Consider the following 22,581-nt stretch of genomic DNA (forward strand, 5'->3'; position numbering starts at 1 on the left):
GCGGAGGTCAGCATAGCGGGTGTGAGATAAGACGCGCAGATACCAAAGTGGCCAACTGGGGCTGACTGTAAATCAGCTGGCTTTGCCTTCGGTGGTTCGAATCCGCCTCTGCGCACAGACAAGGGGAAGGAGGTGTCCGAGTGCGGACATTGATTCTCTTCTTGGATCTGCGGAAGTAGCTCAGTTGATAGAGCATTAGCCTTCCAAGCTGAGGGTCGCGGGTTTGAGTCCCGTCTTCCGCTCTTAGTGCAGTCCCTTCGGGGCTTGCGATCATGGCACAAATGCCGCTTTAGCTCAGTGGTAGAGCGCATCCTTGGTAAGGATGAGGTCCCGAGTTCAACTCTCGGAAGCGGCTCTTATACGAAGTGTGAGGGAGTAGATGAGACGGCGTTACTCCGTTGGTCTCCTTAAGGGGGAGAAATGGGAGTATTGCCGGCTACTATTGCCCTTATGTGGGTAGAGAATTACTTAACTCAACTATATTTTTTGTATTATGGCAAAAGAAGAATTCCAGAGAACGAAGCCGCATGTCAACATCGGTACCATCGGTCACGTAGACCACGGTAAGACGACTCTGACGGCGGCCATCACCAACGTACTTGCCAAGGCTGCTGGTAAGGACGCTGAGGCTCGCTCTTTCGACCAGATCGATAACGCTCCGGAGGAGAAGGAGAGAGGTATCACCATCAACTCCTCACACGTGGAGTACGAGACCATGGATCGCAAGGGCAAGTCCCTCGATGATCTGCTGGATCCCGACGCCGTAGAGGGTGCTGAGCGCGGTACCGACATCGTAGGACGTCACTACGCTCACGTGGACTGCCCCGGGCACGCCGACTACGTCAAGAACATGGTTACCGGTGCCGCTCAGATGGACGGTGCCATCCTCGTAGTGGCTGCTACCGATGGTCCTATGCCCCAGACTCGTGAGCACATCCTGCTCGCTCGTCAGGTGAACGTCCCCAGCATCGTCGTATTTGTCAACAAGTGCGATATGGTAGAGGACAAGGAGATGCTCGAGCTCGTCGATATGGAGACTCGTGACCTCCTCTCTAAGTACGACTACGATGGTGACAACACCCCCATCATCCACGGATCTGCTCTCGGCGCCCTCAATGGTGAGGAGAAGTGGGTCAACACCGTTATGGACCTGATGGATGCTGTCGATCAGTACATCCCCACCCCTCAGCACGAGCTGGACAAGCCGTTCCTGATGCCTGTCGAGGATATCTTCTCCATCACCGGTCGTGGTACCGTAGCTACCGGCCGTGTAGAGACCGGTCGCATCAAGCCCGGTGACGCTGTAGAGATCATCGGTCTCGGTGCTGATGGCCTGAAGTCTACCGTAACCAGTGTGGAGACCTTCCAGAAGAACATGTCCACCGGTGGTGAGGCAGGTGACAACGTAGGTATCCTCCTCCGCGGTATCGACAAGGATCAGCTGAAGCGTGGTATGATCGTCTGCGCTCCCGGCACCGTGAAGCCGCACTCTGAGTTTAAGGCTTCCATCTACGTCCTCAAGAAGGAGGAGGGTGGTCGTCACACCCCGTTCCGTAACCACTACCGTCCGCAGTTCTTCATCCGTACGCTTGACGTAACCGGTGACATCGAGCTGCCCGAGGGTCAGGAGATCGTGATGCCGGGTGACAACGTGGAGATCAAGGTGAAGCTCCTCTCTCCGGTTGCATGTGACGCAGGTCTGCGCTTCGCCATCCGTGAGGGTGGATGCACCGTCGGTGCAGGTCAGATCACTGAGATCCTCGACTGATCTCACGGTCTGTAGACCTAAGTAAGTAGATACTACGATAAGCCGTCCCTCGGGACGCAGTGTCTCCGGAGACGGCTTATCTATAGGGGATTAGCTCAGTTGGTAGAGCACCGGTCTCCAAAACCGGGTGTCGTGAGTTCGAGCCTCGCATCCCCTGCTGTAATAAAAATGTGTAAGTAGATATTAGGCTTTATGGCTGAACCTGAGAGCAAGAACATCTTCCAGCGCAGCGGCGCCTACGTCAAGGCGTGCTTCGACGAGCTGCGCTACAAGGTGTCATGGCCGACGCCCAAGGAGTTATCCCAGAGCGCGGTGATTGTACTGGTAGCTTCCGTCATACTATCCCTACTCATATTTGGTGTAGACCAGATCCTCGAGTATGCGATGAGTGGACTTTATCGTCTCATCATCTAGTCCTCGCGGTGCGGATAGGAGACTGTCGGACGAGATGAGGACTCATCACGTGCCGCAGTCTTACTGCACTATATGATAGGTACCATGGCAACCCTTGCGAGGTGAAGTGCGCGACCGACAGGTCGTACCGCATGTCCCCGCTCCCTATAGGGCTTCCTGCCTTGCCAGACTTACTTTAGTTTCACACCAGTCCAGGCGTATGGTCCTCCGGGATCATCGGACTGACAGATGCTTTGACAATGTCTCACGACGATCAAGATCAGGTATTTAAGTACTATGTCCTCCAGACTATCTCCGGTAAGGAGGAGTCTGTCAAGGACTATATCAACGGCATGCGTGACGTAGAGCCGTTCTTCGACAAGAATGTCGGAGAGATCCTGGTCCCGATGGAGACGACCTACACCAAGCGTCGCACAGCCTCGGGCAAGCGCGTAGAGCGGGTAAGACCATACTACAGCGGCTTTGTCTTCGTGGAGGCGCGACTCGCGGGTGAGACGACGCATAAGCTGCGTCGTGTTCCCGGGGTGCTGGGATTTATCGGTGGCGACGTCCACCCGGAGCCCCTGTCTGACCTTGACGTGAAGCGTATCAAGGAGATCTCCGACCGTCTCGCTGAGGGACCGGAGGATCTCGATGTGAGCTTCGCCGTGGGTGATCGTGTGAAGGTCAACGAAGGTCCCTTTACGGGGTTCTTCGGCGACGTTACTGAGGTATCTCCGGACAGCAAGAAGCTGAAGATCTTGGTGAAGGTCTTCGGGCGAGACACTTCGATGGAGGTGGATTACACACAGGTAGAAAAGGAGAGTGAGTCATAGCCGTCTCATCTGCGAGAGGTGAGCCCGGGCAGTCGTCCCGGGGTGAGCTGATCGCAGGTATCCCGGCATCATCGATCCGGGGAGATACCCCTCCCCTCCTCGCGAGAGGAATGGACGGAGGAAGGACCTTCTCAGTCGGATCAGATGTCATTAAGGGTGGCGGTTCCTCGAGTGTACTTTTCGCCAAATTATTGTTTGACAATAAACTGAAAGAATCATGGCAAAAGAAATTGCCGGTCAGTTGAAACTTCAGATCCGCGGTGGAGCAGCTAATCCTGCCCCTCCGGTTGGTCCTGCACTTGGTGCCAAGGGGATCAACATCATGGACTTCTGCAAGAGATTCAATGCTGAGACACAGGACAAGGGCGGACAGCTCCTTCCTGTCGTCATCACGTACTATGCGGACAAGTCCTTTGACTTTGTCATCAAGACGCCGCCTGCTGCCGCTCAGCTCATCGAGGCCTCCAAGGTCAAGAAGGGTAGTGCACAGCCTAACCGCAATAAGGTGGCCAGCGTCACTTGGGACCAGGTGAAGGAGATCGCTCAGAATAAGATGAGTGACCTCAATTGCTTCACCGTGAAGAGCGCCATGCGCCTGGTTGCCGGTACGGCACGGAGCATGGGGATTACCGTAAAGGGAGACTTCCCCGAGGATGTCGAGTAATATCAGAAGGAGAATACGATTATGAGTAGAATATCTAAGAATCGCAAGATCGCTCTGAGTAAGGTCGACAACACGAAGGAGTACTCTCTCAAGGAGGCCTCTCAGCTCGTCAAGGAGATCACCACGACGAAGTTTGACGCCTCTGTGGATATGGACGTACGCCTTGGCGTCGATCCTCGTAAGTCCACACAGATGGTGCGTGGTACCGTCACCCTGCCTCACGGTACGGGAAAGACGGTCCGTGTCCTCGTCCTCTGCTCTGCCGATAAGGAAGAGGAGGCTAAGGAGGCAGGTGCCGACTATGTGGGTCTCGACGAGTATATCGAGAAGATCAAGGGCGGATGGACCGATATCGATGTGATCATCACTATGCCCGCCATCATGGGTAAGATCGGTGCCCTCGGCCGTGTACTCGGTCCGAGAGGTCTGATGCCTAACCCCAAGAGCGGTACGGTGACCAATAACATCGGTGATGCTGTCCGTCAGGTCAAGGCCGGTAAGATCGACTTCCGTGTCGACAAGGCCGGTATCGTCCACACCTCCATCGGTAAGGTCTCTTTTACCCCCGAGCAGATTGCTGATAACGCACGTGAATTCCTTCGCACACTGGAGCGCCTGAAGCCCACGTCTGCCAAGGGAACGTACATGAAGAGCGTCTATCTTTCCAGTACCATGAGTCCGGGTATCAAGATCGACACCCGAGCATTGACTGAGGCGTAACGTATGTCTCCCACGGAGATATATCCATCCCTCTTTTGTCCTATAGATAAGTATGAAGAAAGAAGATAAAGCGAAAGTCATCGAGCAGCTCAAGGAGCTCCTCGAGACTTATCCCCACGCATATTTGGTCGACGCCATGGCTCTCGACGCTGAGCAGACTACTGCTCTCCGTCGCCAGTGCTTCCAGCATGGTGTCAAGATGATGGTCGTGAAGAATACGCTCCTACATCGCGCCTTTGTTGACATCAACGAGGAGCAGTATGAGCCCTTCCACCCCTACCTCAAGGGCACCAGCGCGCTGATGCTCTCTGAGTCTGCCAATGCCCCCGCCCGTGTGCTCAAGGACTTCCACAAGGAGCTCAAGAGCGCCGGCGCCGATATCGAGAGGCCGAGCCTGAAGGCTGCCTACGTCTATGACACCTTCTACCTGGGTGCCGGTGAGCTGGATACGCTCGCTGCCCTCAAGAGCAAGGAGGAGCTCATCGGAGATATCATCTCCATGCTCGAGTCTCCGATCATGGACGTCATCTCTCAGGTCAGCTCTGCAGGCAACACCATCCACGGTGTCCTGGAGACTCTCGAGAAGCGAGCAGAGGCGTAAGAGACGTGCGCGGAGGTCTACCACCCCTATGCGAGGTGGCGTGATCCTCACCGCAGATCATCGATATCGGGAGCGGATCTGTCCTCCCTCTCACATAGAGAGGGGTGCACCCGATAGGATAGACCAAGCGACAGGTCACACATACAATTATAGTAACGTACACAATAACTTTAGATATAAAATAACGATATGGCTGACGTAAAAGCAATCGCTGAGGAGCTGGTCAATCTGACCGTCAAGGAGGTAACTGAGCTGAAGACCATCCTGAAGGATGAGTATGGCATCGAGCCCGCTGCTGCCGCTGTAGCAGTAGCCGGTCCTGCCGCTGCTGCTGGTGCAGGTGATGCAGCTGCTGAGAAGTCTTCTTTCGACGTAAACCTGAAGGACGCCGGTGCATCTAAGCTCCAGGTGATCAAGGCTGTCAAGACGGCTCTCGGGCTCGGTCTGAAGGAGGCTAAGGAGCTTGTAGACGGTGCGCCCTCTGTCATCCAGAAGGATGTGGACAAGGCTGCCGCTGAGGCTCTGAAGAAGACTCTTGAGGAGGCCGGAGCTACTGTTGAGCTTCAGTAATCCTCACTTACTACCCCTGTCTCTCTCGTGGAGGCGGGTGAAGGGTTAAGGACCGGCCATTACCGGCAGGTTCTTAACCTTTTCGTGTCTTTTACTACTCCTTGAATTAAAGAATTTTATGTCCTCACAATATAAGCCTGAGAGAGTCACCTTTGCCTCTTCCAAGCATCCATTACCTTTCCCGGACTTTCTCGACATTCAGCTGAAGTCTTACAAGGACTTTATGCAGCTGGATATCCCTGCCGGAAAGCGGAAGAGCCAGGGACTGTATCAAGCATTCCTGGATAACTTTCCAATCACCGACACGAGAAACAACTTCGTCCTCGAGTTTTTGGATTACTTCGTGGATCCTCCCAGGTACACCATTGAGGAGTGTCTGAGTAGAGGGCTGTCCTACACGGTCCCTCTCAAGGCTAAGCTCAAGCTGTATAGCACAGACCCTGAGCACGAGGACTTTGATACTTCGATTCAGGACGTCTACCTGGGGCAGATCCCTTATATGACGCCTGCAGGTAGCTTTATCATCAATGGCGCTGAGAGAGTTGTGGTGTCCCAGATGCACCGCTCACCGGGAGTATTCTTCTCCGTGAGTGTGCACAATAACGGCACCAAGCTCTTCAACGCCCGTATCNTTCCCTTCAAGGGATCTTGGATCGAGTTTGCGACAGACATCAATAACGTCATGTACGCTTACATCGATCGCAAGAAGAAGCTGCCCGTGACTACTCTGCTGAGAGCCATCGGCTACGAGACCGATAAGGATATCCTGAGTCTCTTCGGTATCGCCGAGGAGGTGAAGGTGAATAAGACCAACCTAAAGAAGAACATCGGTCGTAAGGTAGCAGCACGTATCCTGGATACGTGGGTCGAGGATCTCGTGGATGAGGAAACGGGTGAAGTAGTCTCCATGGAGCGCTACAATGTAGTGGTAGATAGAGATGAAGAGCTTACAGAGGAGAATATCCAGGCGATCCTTGACCTCAAGAATGCGCCCAAGACGATGCTCCTCGAGAGAGAGTCCGACTCGGGTCTCGACTATAGTGTCATCACCAATACGCTGCAGAAGGATCCCTCCAACTCTCAGAAGGAGGCGGTCTACCATATCTACCGTCAGCTCCGCAGCCAGGACCCTATGGACGAGCAGTCGGCTCAGGAGGTGATCAATAACCTCTTCTTCTCCGACAAGCGGTACGACCTCGGCGATGTCGGTCGCTACCGTATCAATCACAAGCTGGATATCGATATCTCTGAGGAGACGAAGGTCCTGACCAATGAGGATATCGTCGCCATCATCGACTATCTGGTGAAGCTGAAGAATGGTCGTGCCAATATCGACGATATCGACCACCTGAGCAATCGTCGCGTCCGCACCGTCGGCGAGCAGCTCTATCAGCAGTTTGGCATCGGTCTCGCTCGCATAGCCCGTACGGTCCGCGAGCGTATGAACGTGCGGGACAATGAGGTCTTTACTCCTGTAGACCTGATCAATTCCAAGACGATCAGCAGCGTGGTCAATTCCTTCTTTGGGACCAACCCGCTGTCCCAGTTTATGGACCAGACCAATCCTCTTGCGGAGATCACGCATAAGCGTCGTCTCTCCGCACTCGGTCCCGGCGGTATCAGCCGTGATCGTGCAGGGTTTGAGGTGCGAGACGTCCACTATACCCACTACGGTCGTCTCTGTCCTATCGAGACCCCTGAGGGTCCGAATATCGGTCTGATCTCCTCGCTCTGTGTCTACTCCAAGGTGAGCGATATGGGCTTCCTCGCCACGCCGTACTTCAAGGTCGATGGCGGCAAGGTAGACTTCAGCGACTCCGGCGTCCGGTACTACACCGCTGAGGCGGAGGAGGACATGACGGTGGCGCAGTTTACTCCCAATATCGGTGACGATGGGACGCTCCTCGATGGACAGATCAAGAGCCGTCACGGATCGGACTTCCCCGTCGTGGATGCCGATGACGTCGACCTGATCGACGTGGCGCCGATGCAGATCTGCTCCATCGCCGCTGCGCTGATCCCCTTCCTCGATCACGATGATGCGCACCGTGCCCTCATGGGTAGTAACATGATGCGTCAGGCTGTACCGCTCCTCCATGGTGAGTCACCTATCGTCGGCACCGGTCTCGAGGGACCGATGGTTCGCGATGGCCGCTCACAGGTAATGGCAGAGCGCGATGGTGTGGTCGAGTATGTCGATGCCAATAAGATCCGCATCCGCTACGACTACACCGAGGATGAGCAATTTGTCCGCTTCGACGATGAGGTGACCGAGTATCACCTCTCCAAGTGGCGTCGTACCAACCAGAGTACCACTGTCGATCAGCGACCGATCGTCATGGAGGGTGACCGCGTCACCGCGGGGCAGATCCTTACGGAGGGCTTCGCCACAGAGCGTGGTGAGCTCGCCCTGGGACGTAATATCCTCGCCGCTTACATGCCGTGGAAGGGGTACAACTACGAGGATGCGATCGTCATCAACGAGCGTCTCGTCCGCGAGGACTTCTTCACCTCCGTCCACGTCGACGAGTACAATCTCGAGGTGCGCGACACCAAGCGCGGTATGGAGGAGCTGACCAATGATATCCCCAACGTCAGCGAGGACGCCACCCGCGAGCTGGATGCCAATGGTATCATCCGCGTCGGTGCACACGTCCACCCGGGAGACATCATGATCGGTAAGATCACGCCTAAGGGTGAGAGCGATCCCACGCCGGAGGAGAAGCTCCTCTTCGCCATCTTCGGTGAGAAGGCGGGCGATGTGAAGGACGCTTCGCTCAAGGCCGATCCCTCTCTCAGCGGCGTCGTGATCGACACACACCTCTACTCTCGCGCGATCAAGACCGGCAACAGCCGCAAGACGATCCGTGATCTCAAGCAGCAGCTCGACGAGGAGCAGGAGAAGGAGCAGGAGCAGCTTATGAAGCTCTTCCTCTCCAAGCTTACCAAGCTGACCAGCCGCAAGGTGAGCCAGGGGATCAAGGACTATGTCGGTACCACTGTTGTCGCTAAGGGCGTCAAGATTACCGGACCGGTCCTCAAGCAGATCATCTACGAGGAGGTGGTCCCGGACGACTGGACCTCTGACGAGCACGATAATAAGCTGATCGCTCAGCTGATCGTCAATTACCTCCACGAGTCCAAGGTGATCGAGAGCAAGTACTACCGCAAGCAATTTGATGCCACCATCGGTGACGAGCTCCCCAATGGTGTGATCCAAAACGCCAAGGTCCTCATCGCTAAGAAGCGCAAGATCCAGGTGGGCGACAAGATGGCAGGACGCCACGGTAATAAGGGTATCGTCTCCAAGATCGTCCGCACTGAGGATATGCCCTTCCTCGAGGACGGTACTCCGGTGGATATCTGTCTCAATCCGATGGGTGTGCCCTCGCGTATGAACCTGGGTCAGATCTTCGAGGCAGTACTCGGATGGGCAGGATACAAGCTGGGGGTAAAGTTCTCCAGCCCCATCTTCGACGGCGCCTCTCTCGACGACCTCAACGAGTGGACCGACAAGGCCGGTCTTCCTCGCTACGGCGTCTCCTATCTCTACGATGGTGAGACCGGGCTCCGCTTCGACCAGCCCGCCACCGTCGGTGTCACCTATTTCCTCAAGCTGGACCATATGGTCGAGGATAAGATGCACGCCCGCTCCATCGGTCCCTACTCCCTCATCACACAGCAGCCACTCGGTGGTAAGGCACAGTTTGGTGGTCAGCGCTTCGGAGAGATGGAGGTGTGGGCCCTCGAGGCCTACGGCGCTGCCTACACATTGCGTGAGATGCTCACCGTCAAGTCAGACGACGTAGTAGGTCGCTCCAAAACCTACGAGGCGATCGTCAAGGGCTCCCCCTTCCCGGAGCCGGGCATCCCTGAGTCACTCAACGTCCTTGTCCACGAGCTTCGTGGCCTCGGGCTGGGATTCAATCTCGAGTGATCGACCGGTGATTTTTTGAGACGCATAAAGTAGAGAGAATCATAGCTTATGGCTTTCAAGATAACAAATAAGATCAACCCCAACTTCTCCCGCATCCGCATCGGGATCGCCTCTCCTGAGGAGATCCTCGAGAATTCGCACGGTGAAGTAACCAAGCCGGAGACGATCAACTATCGTACCTACAAGCCGGAGCGCGACGGACTATTCTGTGAGCGCATCTTCGGCCCGGTCAAGGACTACGAGTGCCACTGTGGTAAGTACAAGGGGATCCGCTACCGCGGCGTCGTCTGCGACCGCTGCCAGGTAGAGGTGACGGAGAAGAAGGTGCGTCGTGAGCGCATGGGACACATCAAGCTGGAGGTGCCGATCGTGCACGTCTGGTTCTTCCGCTCTGTCCCCAATAAGATCGCCTATCTCCTCGGCATCCCCTCCAAGAAGCTCGAGAAGATCGTCTACTACGAGTCCTATGTGGTGATCAATAAGGGTGTCGCCGAGGACGTCGAGGATCTCGACTTCCTCTCTGAGGAGGAGTACCTCGACATCATCGATCGTCTGCCGGAGGGCAATCAGGATCTTCCCGACAGCGATCCGGATAAGTTCATCGCCGGTATCGGCGGTGAGGCGATCCTGAAGCTCCTTGAGCGGGTCGACCTCGACAAGCTCTCCTATCAGCTCCGTGCCAGCGCCTCCAAGGAGACCTCGCAGCAGCGCAAGAAGGAGTCCCTCAAGCGCCTCCAGGTGGTCGAGAGCTTCCGTGCCTCCAATGGCTACTCTCGTCCCGAGTGGATGGTGATGAAGGTGATCCCCGTGATCCCCCCGGAGCTCCGTCCTCTCGTGCCGCTCGACGGTGGCCGCTTCGCCACCTCGGATCTCAATGAGCTCTACCGCCGGGTGATCATCCGCAACAACCGCCTCCGTCGACTCATCGAGACGAGGGCGCCTGAGGTGATCCTCCGCAATGAGGAGCGTATGCTCCAGGAGTCGGTGGACTCACTCTTCGACAACAGCCGTCGCTCCGCTGCTGTCAAGAGTCGCAGCAATCGTCCCCTCAAGTCGCTTACCGACTCCATCAAGGGTAAGCAGGGACGCTTCCGCCAGAATCTCCTCGGTAAGCGCGTCGACTACTCCGCCCGCTCCGTCATCGTCGTCGGTCCTGAGCTGAAGATGTACGAGTGCGGTCTGCCGAAGAATATGGCAGCCGAGCTCTACAAGCCCTTCATCATCCGTCGCCTCATCGACCGCGGTATCGTCAAGACCGTCAAGAGTGCCAAGCGCATCGTCGATCGTCGTGAGCCGGTTGTCTTCGACATCCTCGAGAATATCATCAAGGGTCACCCCATTCTCCTCAATCGTGCCCCTACGCTCCACCGACTCGGTATCCAGGCCTATCAGCCCAAGCTTATCGAGGGTAAGGCTATCCAGCTCCATCCGCTCTCCTGTACGCCCTTCAATGCGGACTTCGACGGAGACCAGATGGCAGTCCACCTCCCCCTCTCCAATGAGGCGATCCTCGAGGCACAGTTCCTCATGTTTGCCTCACAGAATATCCTCAACCCCGCCAACGGAGCCCCGATCACCGTACCTACCCAGGATATGGTACTCGGACTCTATTACATCACCAAGACGCGCTCCGGAGCCAAGGGCGAGGGCAAGGTATTCAGTGACTTCGAGGAGGTACAGGTCGCTTACGACCAGGGCTCCCTCGATATGCACGCCGTCATCAAGGCACGTGTAGAGGATCTCGACGAGCAGCGTAAGCCGATCACCCACGTCATCGAGACCTCCTACGGTCGTATGCTCTTCAATCAGATGATGCCCAAGGGTGAGCTCCCATTCTACAACGGAGTGGTGGGTAAGAAGAACCTCCGACTCATCATCGGTGAGGTGATCAAGTACTGCGGTATCGCTGAGAGCTCCGCTTTCCTCGACCGCATCAAGAACCTCGGCTACTACATGTCCTACAAGGCAGGACTCTCCTTCAACCTCTCCGACGTCATCGTACCTAAGGAGAAGGAGGAGATCATCGCCGACGGCTTCAGCCAGGTCGAGGAGATCATGGATAACTTCAATTTCGGTATCATCACCGACAACGAGCGTTACAATCAGATCATCGACGTCTGGACGAACGTCAATAATAAGATCTCCCAGGTGCTCATGCAGCAGCTCAAGGAGGACGAGGACGGCTTCAATTCCATCTACATGATGATGGACTCCGGTGCCCGTGGATCTGCCAATCAGATCCAGCAGCTCTCCGGTATCCGTGGTCTGATGGCCAAGCCGGTCCGCAGCGGTGAGGGAGCCCAGACGATGGAGAATCCTATCCTGACCAACTTCAAGGAAGGTCTCTCCGTACTCGACTACTTCATCTCCACTCACGGTGCGCGTAAGGGACTCTCCGATACGGCACTCAAGACCGCCGACGCCGGTTACCTGACCCGTCGTCTCGTCGATGTCTCCTCCGATGTGATCATCACCGAGGAGGACTGCGGTACGCTCCGCGGTATCGTCCGTCGTGAGATCAAGGAGGGTAAGAACGTCGTCGCATCGCTCTACGAGCGTATCCTCGGTCGCTGCTCTGTCCACGATATCATCCATCCGATCACCGGCGAACTGATCGTCCGGGCCAATGAGGAGATCGATGAGGACGCTGCCACCAAGATCCAGGAGTCGCCTATCACCGAGGTCGAGATCCGCTCCGTCCTCACCTGCGAGAGCAAGGAGGGTGTCTGCGCCAAGTGCTACGGTCGTGACCTGGCACACAATCGTCCCGTACAGATGGGCGAGGTGGTCGGCGTAGTCGCTGCTCAGGCGATTGGTGAGCCGGGTACTCAGCTGACCCTCCGTACCTTCCACGCCGGTGGTGTCGCCTCCTCCGATACGGTGGAGCGCTACATCAAGGCTCAGTACGACGGTATCCTCGAGATCGATGAGCTCCGTACCGTGGACTCCAAGGACGAGGATGGCAGGAGCTTCAAGGTGGTTATCGGCCGACAGGCAGAGATGCGCATCGTCGACCCCAATACCCACATGTCGCTCATCAGCAATAATATCCCCTACGGTGCCCACCTCTTCATCGAGCCCGGCACTGAGGTGAAGGCTGACGACACCATCTACGAGTCCGACCCCTTCAACGCGGTTATGGTGGCTGAGGCAGAAGGTACGCTCCACTACGAGGGACTCAAGGAGGGCATCACCTACGAGGTACAGAGCGAGTCCAATGTCGCCACCGGACGTAGCGAGTGGGTCATCATCGAGAGTAAGGACAAGAACACCACCCCCGCCTACAGCGTGATCCGCAAGGGCGAGGAGAGTGCCACCTCCTATGACCTCCCTGCCGGTGCCCTCCTGACACAGCGAGATGGTGCTAAGCTCAAGGCCGGCGACATCATCGCCAAGATCCCCCGCGTCGTCGTCAAGACCGGCGATATCACAGGAGGTCTCCCCCGTGTCACTGAGCTCTTCGAGGCTCGTAACCCCACCAATCCTGCCGTCGTCTCTGAGATCGACGGTGAGGTGGCCCTCGGACGCATCCGTCGCGGTAATCGTGAGATCATCGTCACCTCCAAGACCGGTGAGGAGCGCAAGTATATGGTGCCGCTCTCCAGACAGATCCTGGTTCAGGAGAATGACTTCGTCCGTGCCGGCGATCCCATCTCCGACGGACAGATCTCTCCGCAGGATATCCTGGCGATCCTCGGCCCCAATGCGGTGCAGAATTATATCGTCAATGGTGTCCAGGACGTCTACCGCAAGCAGGGTGTGGCGATCAACGACAAGCACTTCGAGATCATTGTCCGTCAGATGCTCCGCAAGGTCCTCGTCGAGGATGCCGGCGATACCAACCTCCTCGAGCAGGACATCGTCGACAAGCAGGACATCAAGGACGCCAACGATGCTCTCTGGGGCAAGAAGGTGATCACCGATCCGGGTGACTCTGAGGAGTACAGCGAGGGTCAGATCATCACCCTGCGCCGTCTGCGCGACGCCAATAGCCAGCTTCGTCGTAAGGATCTCCGCACGATCGAGGCGCGCGATGCGATGCCGGCGGTCAGCAGTCAGATGCTCCAGGGTATCACCAAGGCTGCCCTGCAGACCAAGAGCTTCATGTCCGCTGCCTCCTTCCAGGAGACGCCTAAGGTGCTCAATAACGCCGCCATTGAGGGACGGATCGACGCACTCGACTCCATTAAGGAGAATGTGATCGTCGGCCACCTCATCCCGGCCGGTACCGGACAGGCTGCCCGCAAGGATTTCGTGGTGGCCAATAAGGCAGACCTCGAGGCGAAGCGTCTCTTAGAGACTGCCAAGGCTTCCGGCCAGCGTGTCCAGTCACCATTGGAGGACATCATGCCTGAGGACTGATCTTCGGTCCTCCCGAGTCTGAGTTAAGTAAGATCGGCTCCCGATGGGGTTTTTCCCTGTCGGGAGCCTATCTTTTTTTTTGCCCTACAGGATGCTCAAGATCAGGCCTCGGACTAATACCGGTAATAGTCATCACTAATACCGATAATAGTCGAGCCTAATACCAGTAATAGATTTCAGTCGATCCCTTCCGTAGACAGCCGGTGATTTTTTTTCAGCCTTTTTGCACTTCTACTTTTTCCACAACTTTGTCCAAGTAGGGATGCAGTATTTGGAGGGTTGAGTTGTTAGTAGGATAGAGCACCGGAGAGTGGTCCCGTTAAGTAACTGTCAGCCGGGTTATATGGATCCAAGGACCTATGAGCGATAGAGAGATAGCAGATCTGCTACGGACCGATGAGGAGGCGGCATTCCGTCTCCTGTACCGTCGGTATGCCGGTCAGCTGAGGGCGGTCGCCTATCGCTACACCGGTGACAGCGACAAGGCTGAGGACGTCCTCCAGGAGGCGATGATCAAGGTGTGCCGTCATGCGGACTCCTTCTCCTACAGAGGAGATGGCTCCCTCTATGGCTGGATCAAGCGCATAGTGGTACACACCGCCCTCAATTCCCTCAAGAGCTTCCACGAGGCACGGATGTGTCCCATGGATGACCTGACGGAAGTGGCGACACCGGAGACAGAGGAGGATAGTGAGGAGGAGGTGTCCCTCCTCGACCGGATCAGTCCGGAGCTGCTCCTGCGGATGATCGGAGAGCTGCCTGAGGGCTACCGTCAGGTCTTTAGCCTCTACGCCGTGGAGGGACACTCGCACAAGGAGATCGGCGCAATGCTGGGGATAGGGGAGCGCAGCTCTGCATCACAGTACTGCCGCGCCAAGAAGAGACTTAAAGAGAAGCTGGAGCTATGGATAAGAGAAACAAAGAGAGAGTGAGCGCCGCTCCCGGAGCGTGGGAGGCTGCTCTGAGAGAGAGACTCCGGGGGATGGAGCTCCCGGGAGAGACTACACCCCCTGTGGTGATCCCCGGGACGCTATCGGCTCGGAGACGTCGTCGGCGTCTCGGATGGGTCGCCGGTATGGTGGCCTCGGTGGCGGTAATCCTGCTGATCGTCCTTCTGTCACCACAGCAGGAGCAGCTGCAGACACCCCTTCCCGTCGACGATCCTGTCGCTGTACTCCCGTCGGAGCAGCTACCCTCAGTCGAGGAGACCCCGGTGACGACTCCTGTGGAGCGTGGTAGGGTGGGTGGTCGCAAGACTCCTGTACGGAGGGACCCACATCTCCTCTCTCCGATACGGTCGGGGGCGGCACTACTCGTCGCGGACGGGAGAAGGATCACTCCCGGACGTCCGAGACGCTTTGTCTCGAAGGGTGGGGCAGACGAGGCTCCCCCCATACAAGCGATCGGCTCCTCCGACTTCTCTCTCCCGGAGATGCCTTCCCGCACCTCATCCTCCCGCCTGCTTGCCTCAGCACTGATCCCGGGAGGGGGTGTAAGCGGTGGGGTACAGCGTGAGATGTTTACCTCCACTGCGCCCGGTTATAGGGAGAGGAAGATCCAGCTCTCGCGTCGCCCGGTACTTGAGCTGGAGGCTCACCTGATGAAACCAATCTGGGGCGATAGGCTCTATGCCGACATGGGAGTCTTCTTCTCCTGGCAGAGGGTCGAGCTTGCCGATGGAGAGGAGCAGATAGGCTACTTCACACAGGATATGCGGTCGATCGGAGTCAGCCCCGGACTCACCGCCCGACTGCTCCGTCTCGGACCGACCGAGGTGTCGGGCTATGGAGCGGTGGGGCTTGCTCTGCCTCTTGGGAGTGAGACTACGAGCGATCTGCCTCTGTCGGAGGGGGTGAGGGAAAAACGGGCGATCGTCGACCTCCGGACGGGTCTCCGCCTCTCAGCCTCGGTGGGCGGAGGACTGAGAGCCTACGCATCAGCGGGACTGGTCTATGACCTGGTGCCGCCTGTCGTGGCACTGCCTCACGCCGAGCTGCCCCGAGTAGCCCCGCAGATCTCCCTGGGACTCTCGATGGATCTCCCCGACCTGGGTCGATAGAGTACTACCGCTTATCGCGGAAAAAGCGGTTATTGTAGGGGGCGGTTTGGGAATGTGTTAGTTTTACCGTTTTCTCTCCTCCTGTAAATAAGCTATATTTGTCTGAGGACGGTAGATAAGTCCAGCCTTTAATAGCTTTACAGAAAATGAGACAACGCCACATATGGTTGATCGGACTCATCTGTACCTGCTGCCTTCCTCTGATGGGGCAGAAGAAGATGGTCTATGGTAACGTGCAGGAGGTAGGTCAGGCGAAGGCACTGTATTACTACTCTCTTACGGATAATGAATTGTCGAGAGAGAGATACATGGCGATGGTGCTTCAGAAAGGGACAGAGGTAAGTCGCTTCGGTGCCGTCTCTGCCTACCTGAGGGACTCCCTGGCTCTTGCCCTCGGTGGCAAGCCCTACGACACTCGCTTCCTGGGAAGAGAGAGCGCAAAGATCGCCAGACGCCCTGATGCCGAGGGGGATCCGGGGTGGACCCTTATCGTAGGATACCCGGACGGAAACCGTACCATTACGGATCGGATACTGATAGACTACTACCTTACCGAGGAAAAAGACACCAAGCCCATATGGAAACTCGGTAGCCAACAAAAGACCATCTCAGGATACAAGTGTATGCAAGCGAGTACACTCCTTTTCGGCAGGCAGTGGACAGTGTGGTACACCATGGACATAGATGAGTCTGCCGGACCATGGCTGCTGTACGGTCTCCCGGGTGTAGTGGTAGACGCAAAGTCAGATGATGGGGACTTCCGATTTGAGCTGTCCAAGATTGAGCATCGCCCGACGCCTATACTGCTGTCTAAGCATATGTTCAACAAAGTAAGTCGTAAACAATTCTTGGAGCAAAAACAAAAGTACCACGGCAATACGAAGAGTTACGTCAAGGGAACATCCTATGGACACGAGGTCTCCGATCTTCCAAATAGTTCACCTAAGAAGTATAACCCACTGCGTAAGTCAGGTCACCGGTAACTCTCTTCACCGGTATCTCTGCATAGCTCTCCTGTCAGTACTTCTTTACGTGCCATTCTCCGCAAGAGCAGACGATGGTGCGATTATAGTGGAGGGACAGGTCACAGACAGTATCACAGATACTGCGCTTCCCGGTGCCATCGTCACACTTCACCGCTCTGCAGAGGAGAGTGTCCCCATTGCGTTTTGCCAAACTGACGACAGAGGGATGTTCTCTCTGTCTCTTAGCGGGGATCAGGAGGCAAAAGTCTGCCAGGTGCGTCTACTGGGATACAAGGCTCAGACCATCGCTATCGATAGCTCCGACCCCCTCACCCACTTAGTGATAAGGCTTGCTCGCTCTTCTGAGCAATTGCCCGAAGTGGTCGTCGTAGGTCCACCTATCACGCATAGCGGTGATACACTGACTTACCGTGCTGACGAGTTTCGTACCAATAATACATACTCTGCGGAGGATCTCCTCAAGCGTCTACCCGGCATAACGGTCGATACCCATGGGGTGATCAGCTATATGGGAAAGGCTGTACAAGGTGTCATGATCGAGAGCAGGGATCTGGTCGCTGACAACTACCGCACCGCTACGCGTGTCGTAAGAGCGGAGGATATCAAGTCGATAGACGTCCTCGAGCACTATCAGCGAGTGAAGCTCCTAAGGGGACTGAAGGATGGGGAGGGGGCAATGATCAATATCAGGCTTAAGGACAACACTATGCACCACCCTGCAGGCTCTGTCTCTCCCGGTCTCGGTCGTACTCACCATAGGGTGATCCATGAGCTGTCCGCCGATGCCCTGCTGGTACGTCCGACGCACCAGACCCTCTCTGCCATGTACGTAGGGAATAGCGGGAGCTCTAATACCCCTGATATTAGCTCCCAAAACAAAATACCATCGACAGAAACCGTTGGTATCCTGGACAAAGATGTATCCGGTAGGAATTCCTCTGCGGGGAGTCTCTCATCGTATAACTACGGAGGTACGATCAATCAATTGCTTGCCCTTACAAACGATCGCACCATTAAGTATAACGGGGGATATGCGTGGACAGGTAGTGAGAGACAGCAAGATCTAAAGGGAAGTCTCTATAATGGGGAGCGCAACGTCCCCTTGATCCAGTCCAAGCGATCACAATATAAGGATCAGCAAGGATATCTGACAATAGACTACACCGTCAACGATATGACAACCTATTTTAAGAATGACTTCCGCATAGAGCTGTCTAAGGATCACAAGACCCATAATATCACTCGTAATGAGATCCCGCTCGTGGAAGAGATCCGTGGCACAGAAGTACGTATCTCCGACAAAATATCCGGCATTAGACGATCGGGACAAGAGATCAAGCAATTCCGAGGGGCTATCCGATACTCACGTCTCCCATCTCTCTACCGGGAGGTCCCAAGCGGTCCGCTGGCCTATAGGACGGATGGATCAGGTCAGAACGTATACGGAGAGAGCTCTCTGTCCTATGGGCGTCTGCTGTCTGACCACCTGATCCTGAGTGGAAATGCAGGACTCTCTGCCTCTTACGGATCGGTCCTGATCTCTTCTCTTCAGAGTCTTATGGTACAGGGTGGATGGGTAATGGCGGAGAGCAGCCCGGAGCTATCCTATCATGATCCCCGACTTAAGTGGGGTTTCTCTCTGCCCCTCTCTCTGTCTGTCAGCCGCTTTGTCACCGACTCGTCCCGGCAGAGCGGTCAACCGATGAGGGCAAGGCTCGGCTTTGCTACACACATTTCCTATCGCCCCACTGTACGATGGCGGATAGCAGGCAGAGCGAGCTATAGGGATCAGGATAATCCCCGCCTGTACGACTACCTCACCGGCACCTATCAGTCTTCATTTGACCAAGTGATGAAGAAAACATCGGTTGCGGTACGGCGCATTAAGACCTTAAGCTCGACCGTTGACATAGAGTATCGCTCTGCAATAGACGGGATCTTTGCCTCCTGGACATCGACGGCAATAAGTCGGAAGAGTAATAATCTATCGGATGTCATCTATCGCGGGACGGCAAGAGAGCATATCATTACGGAGAGAGCTTCCTCCTCCACACTCCTCATTTCCGAGACACACTTTTCCAAGTACTTCTCCGGTATATCTACCGTGCTGACACTTAGCGCCGGATATAACTACTCTGACCTTCCCATCCTCCGGAGAGGTGAGGAGAGTCGTGTGCGTAATCACACTTTTACCTGCTCCGGTAAGGTCGATGCAAATAGTCCGTCGTGGATAGAGCTGATAGGATGTGCTGAGGTGCTATGGATGAGCTCTTCCGGACGCTTCGGCACGCAGAGGGGAGGTGATGTATCCTGCTCCGTAACCCTGTCTGCATTTCCCTCCGAGCAATGGTCCTTCTCAGCGAGCTACACAGGGAGTCGGATCCTAATGGCACAGGAGAGGATCCCGTTTCGATCTTTCTTAGACACTGACATTACCTACCGGCATGGGAGGCATCGGATAGTGCTTGCCTGCTCCAATCTACTGAACACCCAACGGGATCCCCTATTGTCTTTTGACAGAGGCGACCAGTCTATTATTAATAGTGTCAGTAGGAGAAGGCAAACCATGCTGACCTATACTCTAAAGTTTTGAAGCAGGGAGACTCAAGGCATTGCCAAAGGGGCTGGTCCGAATCGTCAGTGATGACTACCGCTTGTCGCGGAAGAAGCGGGACATCAGCTCCCGACAGTCGTCCGCAAGGATGCCGGAGGTGATCTTGGTCTTGGGGTGAAGGATCTCCCGGCTGACAGTGGTAAAGCCGAACTTTGGCTCATCGGCGCCCCAGACGAGGCGCGTCGGGCGGCACCAGCGGATCGCCCCGGCACACATGACGCAGGGCTCTATGGTGACGTAGAGGGTGCAGTCTGTGAGGAGCTTAGCACCCAGGTGTCCCTGTGCAGAGGTGAGGGCGATCATCTCCGCATGCGCCGTCACATCCCTCAGCCCCTCGGTCTGATTGTGTCCCCGACCGATGATCTCTCCATCCGGCGAGACCACCACGGCACCGATCGGCACTTCGCCCTCCTCGCGTGCCAGCTCTGCTTCCCTCAGAGCCTCCCGCATCAGCGCCTCATCGCTTGTCCTCATCATCGCATCGTCACTCGAGGGGTAGGGGCTTCTGCGGGGTGAGTCCCAGTTCATCGGACGCCCACTGCTCCATATACCTGAGCGCCTCCTGACGATCGTTGTGGATCAGACCGTCGAGGATCGCATTCTTGATCGCTTCCTTAATCTGTCCCACGGCGGAGCAGGGCTCCAGTCCGTAGAGGTCCATGATCTCCCGACCATCCACCGGGGGCTGGAAGTTTCGGATCCGATCCTTCTCCTCTATCTCCTTGAGCTTCTCCCGGACGATGGCAAAGTTATTGAGATACCTCTCCACCTTACGTGGATTCTTGCTCGTCAGGTCGCTCTCGCAGAGCAGCATCAGATCCTCGATGTCGTCCCCCGCATCAAAGAGCAGCCGTCGCACCGCCGAGTCGGTCACGCCGTCGTCCGCCAGCTGAGCGGGGCGCATGTGGAGGGAGACCATCTTCCGCACATACTTCAGCCGCTCATCGGTGGGAAACTTTGCCCGTCGGAATATCTTGGGCAGCATCCGCTGTCCCAGGTAGTCGTGGTTGTGGAAGGTCCAGCCGCCCCGGACAAACTGCTTCGACCGCGGCTTGCCGATGTCGTGGAAGAGTGCCGCCATCCGGAGCCGAAGGGAGTCCGATCGCTCTGCCACATTGTCCACCACCTGGATGGTGTGGTAGAAGTTGTCCTTATGCCCCACGCCATCCTGTGTCTCCGCACCCTGCAGTGCCGACACCTCAGGGAGGTAAATGTCCATCAGCCCGGTGCGATACATTAGGTCGAGCCCGACGGAAGGCTTGCGGCTGGCCATGATCTTCATAAACTCCCCCTCTATCCGGTCCGCTGAGACGATCCTCAGTCGGTCGGCATTCCGCCGAATGGCTGCAAGCATATCCGGGGGAATGGTAAAACGGAGCTGTGCGGCAAAGCGAACCGCCCGCATCATCCGGAGCGGATCGTCCGAGAAGGTGATGTCCGGGTCAAGCGGCGTGCGGATGATCCCCATGCTGAGGTCTCTCAGCCCGTCGTAGGGGTCGTGAAGGGTCCCCGCCTCGGGACCGGTGACGGTGACGGAGAGCACATTGATCGTGAAGTCGCGCCGCGCCTCGTCCTCGGCAAAGGTCCCCTCCATCACCTCTGGCTTCCGCGACGACTCCGTGTAGCTCTCTCGCCGAGCGCCGACAAACTCGAGCTCCCGACCGCGGTACTTTACCTGAGCGGTGCGGAAGTTCCGGAATACAGTGGCTTGCGATCCCTTCCCCAGCAGCTCGGAGATCCGGTCGGCGACCCGCTCGCAGTCGCCCTCGAGGACAAAGTCCAGATCCGTCGTTGGGCGGTCGATGATCAGGTCGCGCACCGCCCCGCCGATGAGGCGTATCTCCACGCCGGTCTCCTCGGCAGCTCGGTCAAGTACCTCCAGCAGGTCTCGGCCGATTAGTAGCTGTATATCCTCCCACAGGGGCTCCTCTATCGTTTCTCTTGTGATCACGGTTTGTCTCATCTCTAGAGAGCAAAGTTAACCATTTTGCCTCGGACAAGTCGGACAAGTCGGACGGGTCGGACAAGTCTAAATGAGAGGATGGTAAGGTGGAGATGGTGGGAGGGTAGGCTACTGCCGCTTGCGGTGGGTGAGGACGGCGAGGAGGGCATTGACCAGCCCGATGGCCGTGAGGGCGGCAAGGTAGGGCCAGAGGTCGGTGAGTGGACTACCCTTGAGGTAGACCATCCGCATGATGATGTTGAGGTAGGTGATGGGATTGATGTAAGCGATCACCTTACTCCACCACGGCATCGTACTGATGGGGGTGAAGAGCCCACTGATGATAAAGAAGATCATCACTGAGAAGAGCTCCATAAACATCGCCTGCTGGACCGACTTGGCAAGGTTGGCAATCGCCACGCCCTGGAAGGCGATCACCCCCGAGAAGAGCAACGCACTGAGGAGGATCAGGAGGTAGCTCCCGACCGGTGCCAGCCCGTAGATGAGGTAGATCAGCAGCGTGCCGAGGAGTGTCGTGCTTATCCCGATCAGCCAGTAGGGGAGTACCTTGGCGACGATGTAGGTACTGCTGCGGAGAGGGGAGAGATTGATCTGGGTGATGGTACCCACCTCCTTCTCATTTGCTAGTCCGATGGCGGGGTAGATGCCGCAGAGCATCGTCAGGACCATCACGAGGATCGCCGGCAGCATGTAGTACTTGTAGTTGAGCGTCGGATTGTACCGGTCGAGCATGCGGATCTCCACCGGTCTGCCGCTGCCTGACGACAGTCCCACTTTCTCGGTCAGGATCTCCTCAGACGAGTCGGCGATGAGTCCGCTCATGCGATTCATCGCCATGACGGCATTGGTGCTATTGACCGCATTGGCGATCACTCGGACCGAGGCGTGGCGGGAGAGCTCCATGTCACGGGAGAAGTCCGGCGGGATCACCAGGATCATCTCCGCCTTATTTCGATCCACCGCCTGGTATGCCGGCTCCTCGGAGGTGTAGAGCCCGATGATGTCGATGTCTGGCGATGCCTCCAGCTTCTGTAAGAGGAGACGACTGTAGTTTCCTCCCGGGTCGTGGCTCACGACCGCCAGATCGAGGTGGCGGAGGTTGAAATTG

General features: G+C 56.4%; 16 protein-coding genes and 4 tRNA genes. 17 read left to right on the forward strand and 3 right to left on the reverse strand.

Features of this window, described 5'->3' with window-relative positions; all coding sequences use genetic code 11:
- The first annotated feature begins 33 nt into the window (after positions 1-33).
- From B088_RS03325 to B088_RS03405, 17 genes are all read left to right on the forward strand, one after another.
- A tRNA-Tyr gene (locus B088_RS03325) sits at positions 34-115 on the forward strand.
- A 54-nt stretch (positions 116-169) separates the two neighbouring features.
- A tRNA-Gly gene (locus tag B088_RS03330) sits at positions 170-242 on the forward strand.
- A gap of 41 nt (positions 243-283) precedes the next feature.
- Positions 284-355: transfer RNA gene (locus B088_RS03335), tRNA-Thr, on the forward strand.
- 138 nt (positions 356-493) lie between these two features.
- Positions 494-1,768 (forward strand): elongation factor Tu, encoded by a 1,275-nt coding sequence (gene tuf, locus B088_RS03340; RefSeq protein WP_018106993.1) that lies wholly within the window; start codon positions 494-496, stop codon positions 1,766-1,768.
- An 84-nt stretch (positions 1,769-1,852) separates the two neighbouring features.
- Positions 1,853-1,925, forward strand: a tRNA-Trp gene (locus B088_RS03345).
- Between the two features lie 35 nt (positions 1,926-1,960).
- A complete protein-coding gene (gene secE / locus B088_RS03350; protein ID WP_018106994.1) occupies positions 1,961-2,182 on the forward strand; it encodes a preprotein translocase subunit SecE in 222 nt (73 codons plus the stop codon).
- Between the two features lie 239 nt (positions 2,183-2,421).
- Complete coding sequence (gene nusG / locus B088_RS03355; RefSeq protein ID WP_018106995.1) at positions 2,422-2,997, forward strand: transcription termination/antitermination protein NusG; 576 nt, start codon at positions 2,422-2,424, stop codon at positions 2,995-2,997.
- Positions 2,998-3,214: 217 nt separating this feature from the next.
- The gene (gene rplK, locus B088_RS03360) at positions 3,215-3,661 is read left to right on the forward strand and encodes a 50S ribosomal protein L11 (RefSeq protein WP_025082107.1); all 447 of its coding nucleotides are present in this window, start codon (positions 3,215-3,217) and stop codon (positions 3,659-3,661) included.
- Between the two features lie 21 nt (positions 3,662-3,682).
- Positions 3,683-4,381, forward strand: a complete 699-nt coding sequence (rplA, locus tag B088_RS03365) for a 50S ribosomal protein L1 (RefSeq protein ID WP_018106997.1) — start codon at positions 3,683-3,685, stop codon at positions 4,379-4,381.
- Between the two features lie 52 nt (positions 4,382-4,433).
- Positions 4,434-4,982 (forward strand): 50S ribosomal protein L10, encoded by a 549-nt coding sequence (gene rplJ / locus B088_RS03370; protein ID WP_018106998.1) that lies wholly within the window; start codon positions 4,434-4,436, stop codon positions 4,980-4,982.
- 189 nt (positions 4,983-5,171) lie between these two features.
- A complete protein-coding gene (gene rplL / locus B088_RS03375) occupies positions 5,172-5,552 on the forward strand; it encodes a 50S ribosomal protein L7/L12 (protein WP_018106999.1) in 381 nt (126 codons plus the stop codon).
- 118 nt (positions 5,553-5,670) lie between these two features.
- Positions 5,671-9,489: a DNA-directed RNA polymerase subunit beta gene (rpoB, locus tag B088_RS03380; RefSeq protein WP_018107000.1), complete on the forward strand. Its 3,819-nt coding sequence runs from the start codon at positions 5,671-5,673 to the stop codon at positions 9,487-9,489.
- Between the two features lie 48 nt (positions 9,490-9,537).
- Positions 9,538-13,851, forward strand: coding sequence for a DNA-directed RNA polymerase subunit beta' (rpoC, locus tag B088_RS03385; RefSeq protein WP_018107001.1), 4,314 nt, complete (start codon positions 9,538-9,540; stop codon positions 13,849-13,851).
- A 359-nt stretch (positions 13,852-14,210) separates the two neighbouring features.
- Complete coding sequence (locus B088_RS03390; RefSeq protein ID WP_018107002.1) at positions 14,211-14,783, forward strand: RNA polymerase sigma factor; 573 nt, start codon at positions 14,211-14,213, stop codon at positions 14,781-14,783.
- Entirely contained in the window at positions 14,756-15,910 is a 1,155-nt protein-coding gene (locus tag B088_RS03395; protein WP_018107003.1) for a hypothetical protein, read from the forward strand. Before B088_RS03390 ends, B088_RS03395 begins: the two co-directional genes overlap by 28 nt.
- A gap of 146 nt (positions 15,911-16,056) precedes the next feature.
- Positions 16,057-16,893, forward strand: coding sequence for a GLPGLI family protein (locus tag B088_RS03400; protein WP_018107004.1), 837 nt, complete (start codon positions 16,057-16,059; stop codon positions 16,891-16,893).
- Positions 16,817-19,489 carry a carboxypeptidase-like regulatory domain-containing protein gene (locus B088_RS03405; RefSeq protein WP_155802280.1) on the forward strand — a complete coding sequence of 891 codons (2,673 nt, stop codon included), beginning with the start codon at positions 16,817-16,819 and terminating at the stop codon, positions 19,487-19,489. Before B088_RS03400 ends, B088_RS03405 begins: the two co-directional genes overlap by 77 nt.
- A 54-nt stretch (positions 19,490-19,543) precedes the next feature.
- Here the strand turns inward: B088_RS03405 and B088_RS03410 are convergent, their stop codons facing one another.
- From B088_RS03410 to B088_RS03420, 3 genes are all read right to left on the reverse strand, one after another.
- Entirely contained in the window at positions 19,544-20,038 is a 495-nt protein-coding gene (locus tag B088_RS03410; RefSeq protein WP_245546719.1) for a nucleoside deaminase, read from the reverse strand.
- The gene (locus tag B088_RS03415) at positions 19,995-21,461 is read right to left on the reverse strand and encodes a CCA tRNA nucleotidyltransferase (RefSeq protein ID WP_018107007.1); all 1,467 of its coding nucleotides are present in this window, start codon (positions 21,459-21,461) and stop codon (positions 19,995-19,997) included. The genes B088_RS03410 and B088_RS03415 overlap by 44 nt, the downstream gene beginning before the upstream one ends.
- 120 nt (positions 21,462-21,581) lie before the next feature.
- Positions 21,582-22,581: ABC transporter permease (locus B088_RS03420; protein WP_018107008.1), on the reverse strand; the 1,000-nt coding region annotated here is incomplete at its 5' end.

This window comes from Porphyromonas bennonis DSM 23058 = JCM 16335, from assembly GCF_000375645.1.
Lineage (GTDB): Bacteria > Bacteroidota > Bacteroidia > Bacteroidales > Porphyromonadaceae > Porphyromonas_A > Porphyromonas_A bennonis.

Coding starts and splice junctions, on each gene's coding strand:
- tuf (WP_018106993.1), top strand. CDS start 494: ATGGCAAAAGAAGAATTCCAGAGAACGAAGCCGCATGTCAACATCGGT.
- secE (WP_018106994.1), top strand. CDS start 1,961: ATGGCTGAACCTGAGAGCAAGAACATCTTCCAGCGCAGCGGCGCCTAC.
- nusG (WP_018106995.1), top strand. CDS start 2,422: ATGTCTCACGACGATCAAGATCAGGTATTTAAGTACTATGTCCTCCAG.
- rplK (WP_025082107.1), top strand. CDS start 3,215: ATGGCAAAAGAAATTGCCGGTCAGTTGAAACTTCAGATCCGCGGTGGA.
- rplA (WP_018106997.1), top strand. CDS start 3,683: ATGAGTAGAATATCTAAGAATCGCAAGATCGCTCTGAGTAAGGTCGAC.
- rplJ (WP_018106998.1), top strand. CDS start 4,434: ATGAAGAAAGAAGATAAAGCGAAAGTCATCGAGCAGCTCAAGGAGCTC.
- rplL (WP_018106999.1), top strand. CDS start 5,172: ATGGCTGACGTAAAAGCAATCGCTGAGGAGCTGGTCAATCTGACCGTC.
- rpoC (WP_018107001.1), top strand. CDS start 9,538: ATGGCTTTCAAGATAACAAATAAGATCAACCCCAACTTCTCCCGCATC.
- B088_RS03390 (WP_018107002.1), top strand. CDS start 14,211: ATGAGCGATAGAGAGATAGCAGATCTGCTACGGACCGATGAGGAGGCG.
- B088_RS03395 (WP_018107003.1), top strand. CDS start 14,756: ATGGATAAGAGAAACAAAGAGAGAGTGAGCGCCGCTCCCGGAGCGTGG.
- B088_RS03400 (WP_018107004.1), top strand. CDS start 16,057: ATGAGACAACGCCACATATGGTTGATCGGACTCATCTGTACCTGCTGC.
- B088_RS03405 (WP_155802280.1), top strand. CDS start 16,817: ATGGACACGAGGTCTCCGATCTTCCAAATAGTTCACCTAAGAAGTATA.
- B088_RS03410 (WP_245546719.1), bottom strand. CDS start 20,038: ATGAACTGGGACTCACCCCGCAGAAGCCCCTACCCCTCGAGTGACGAT.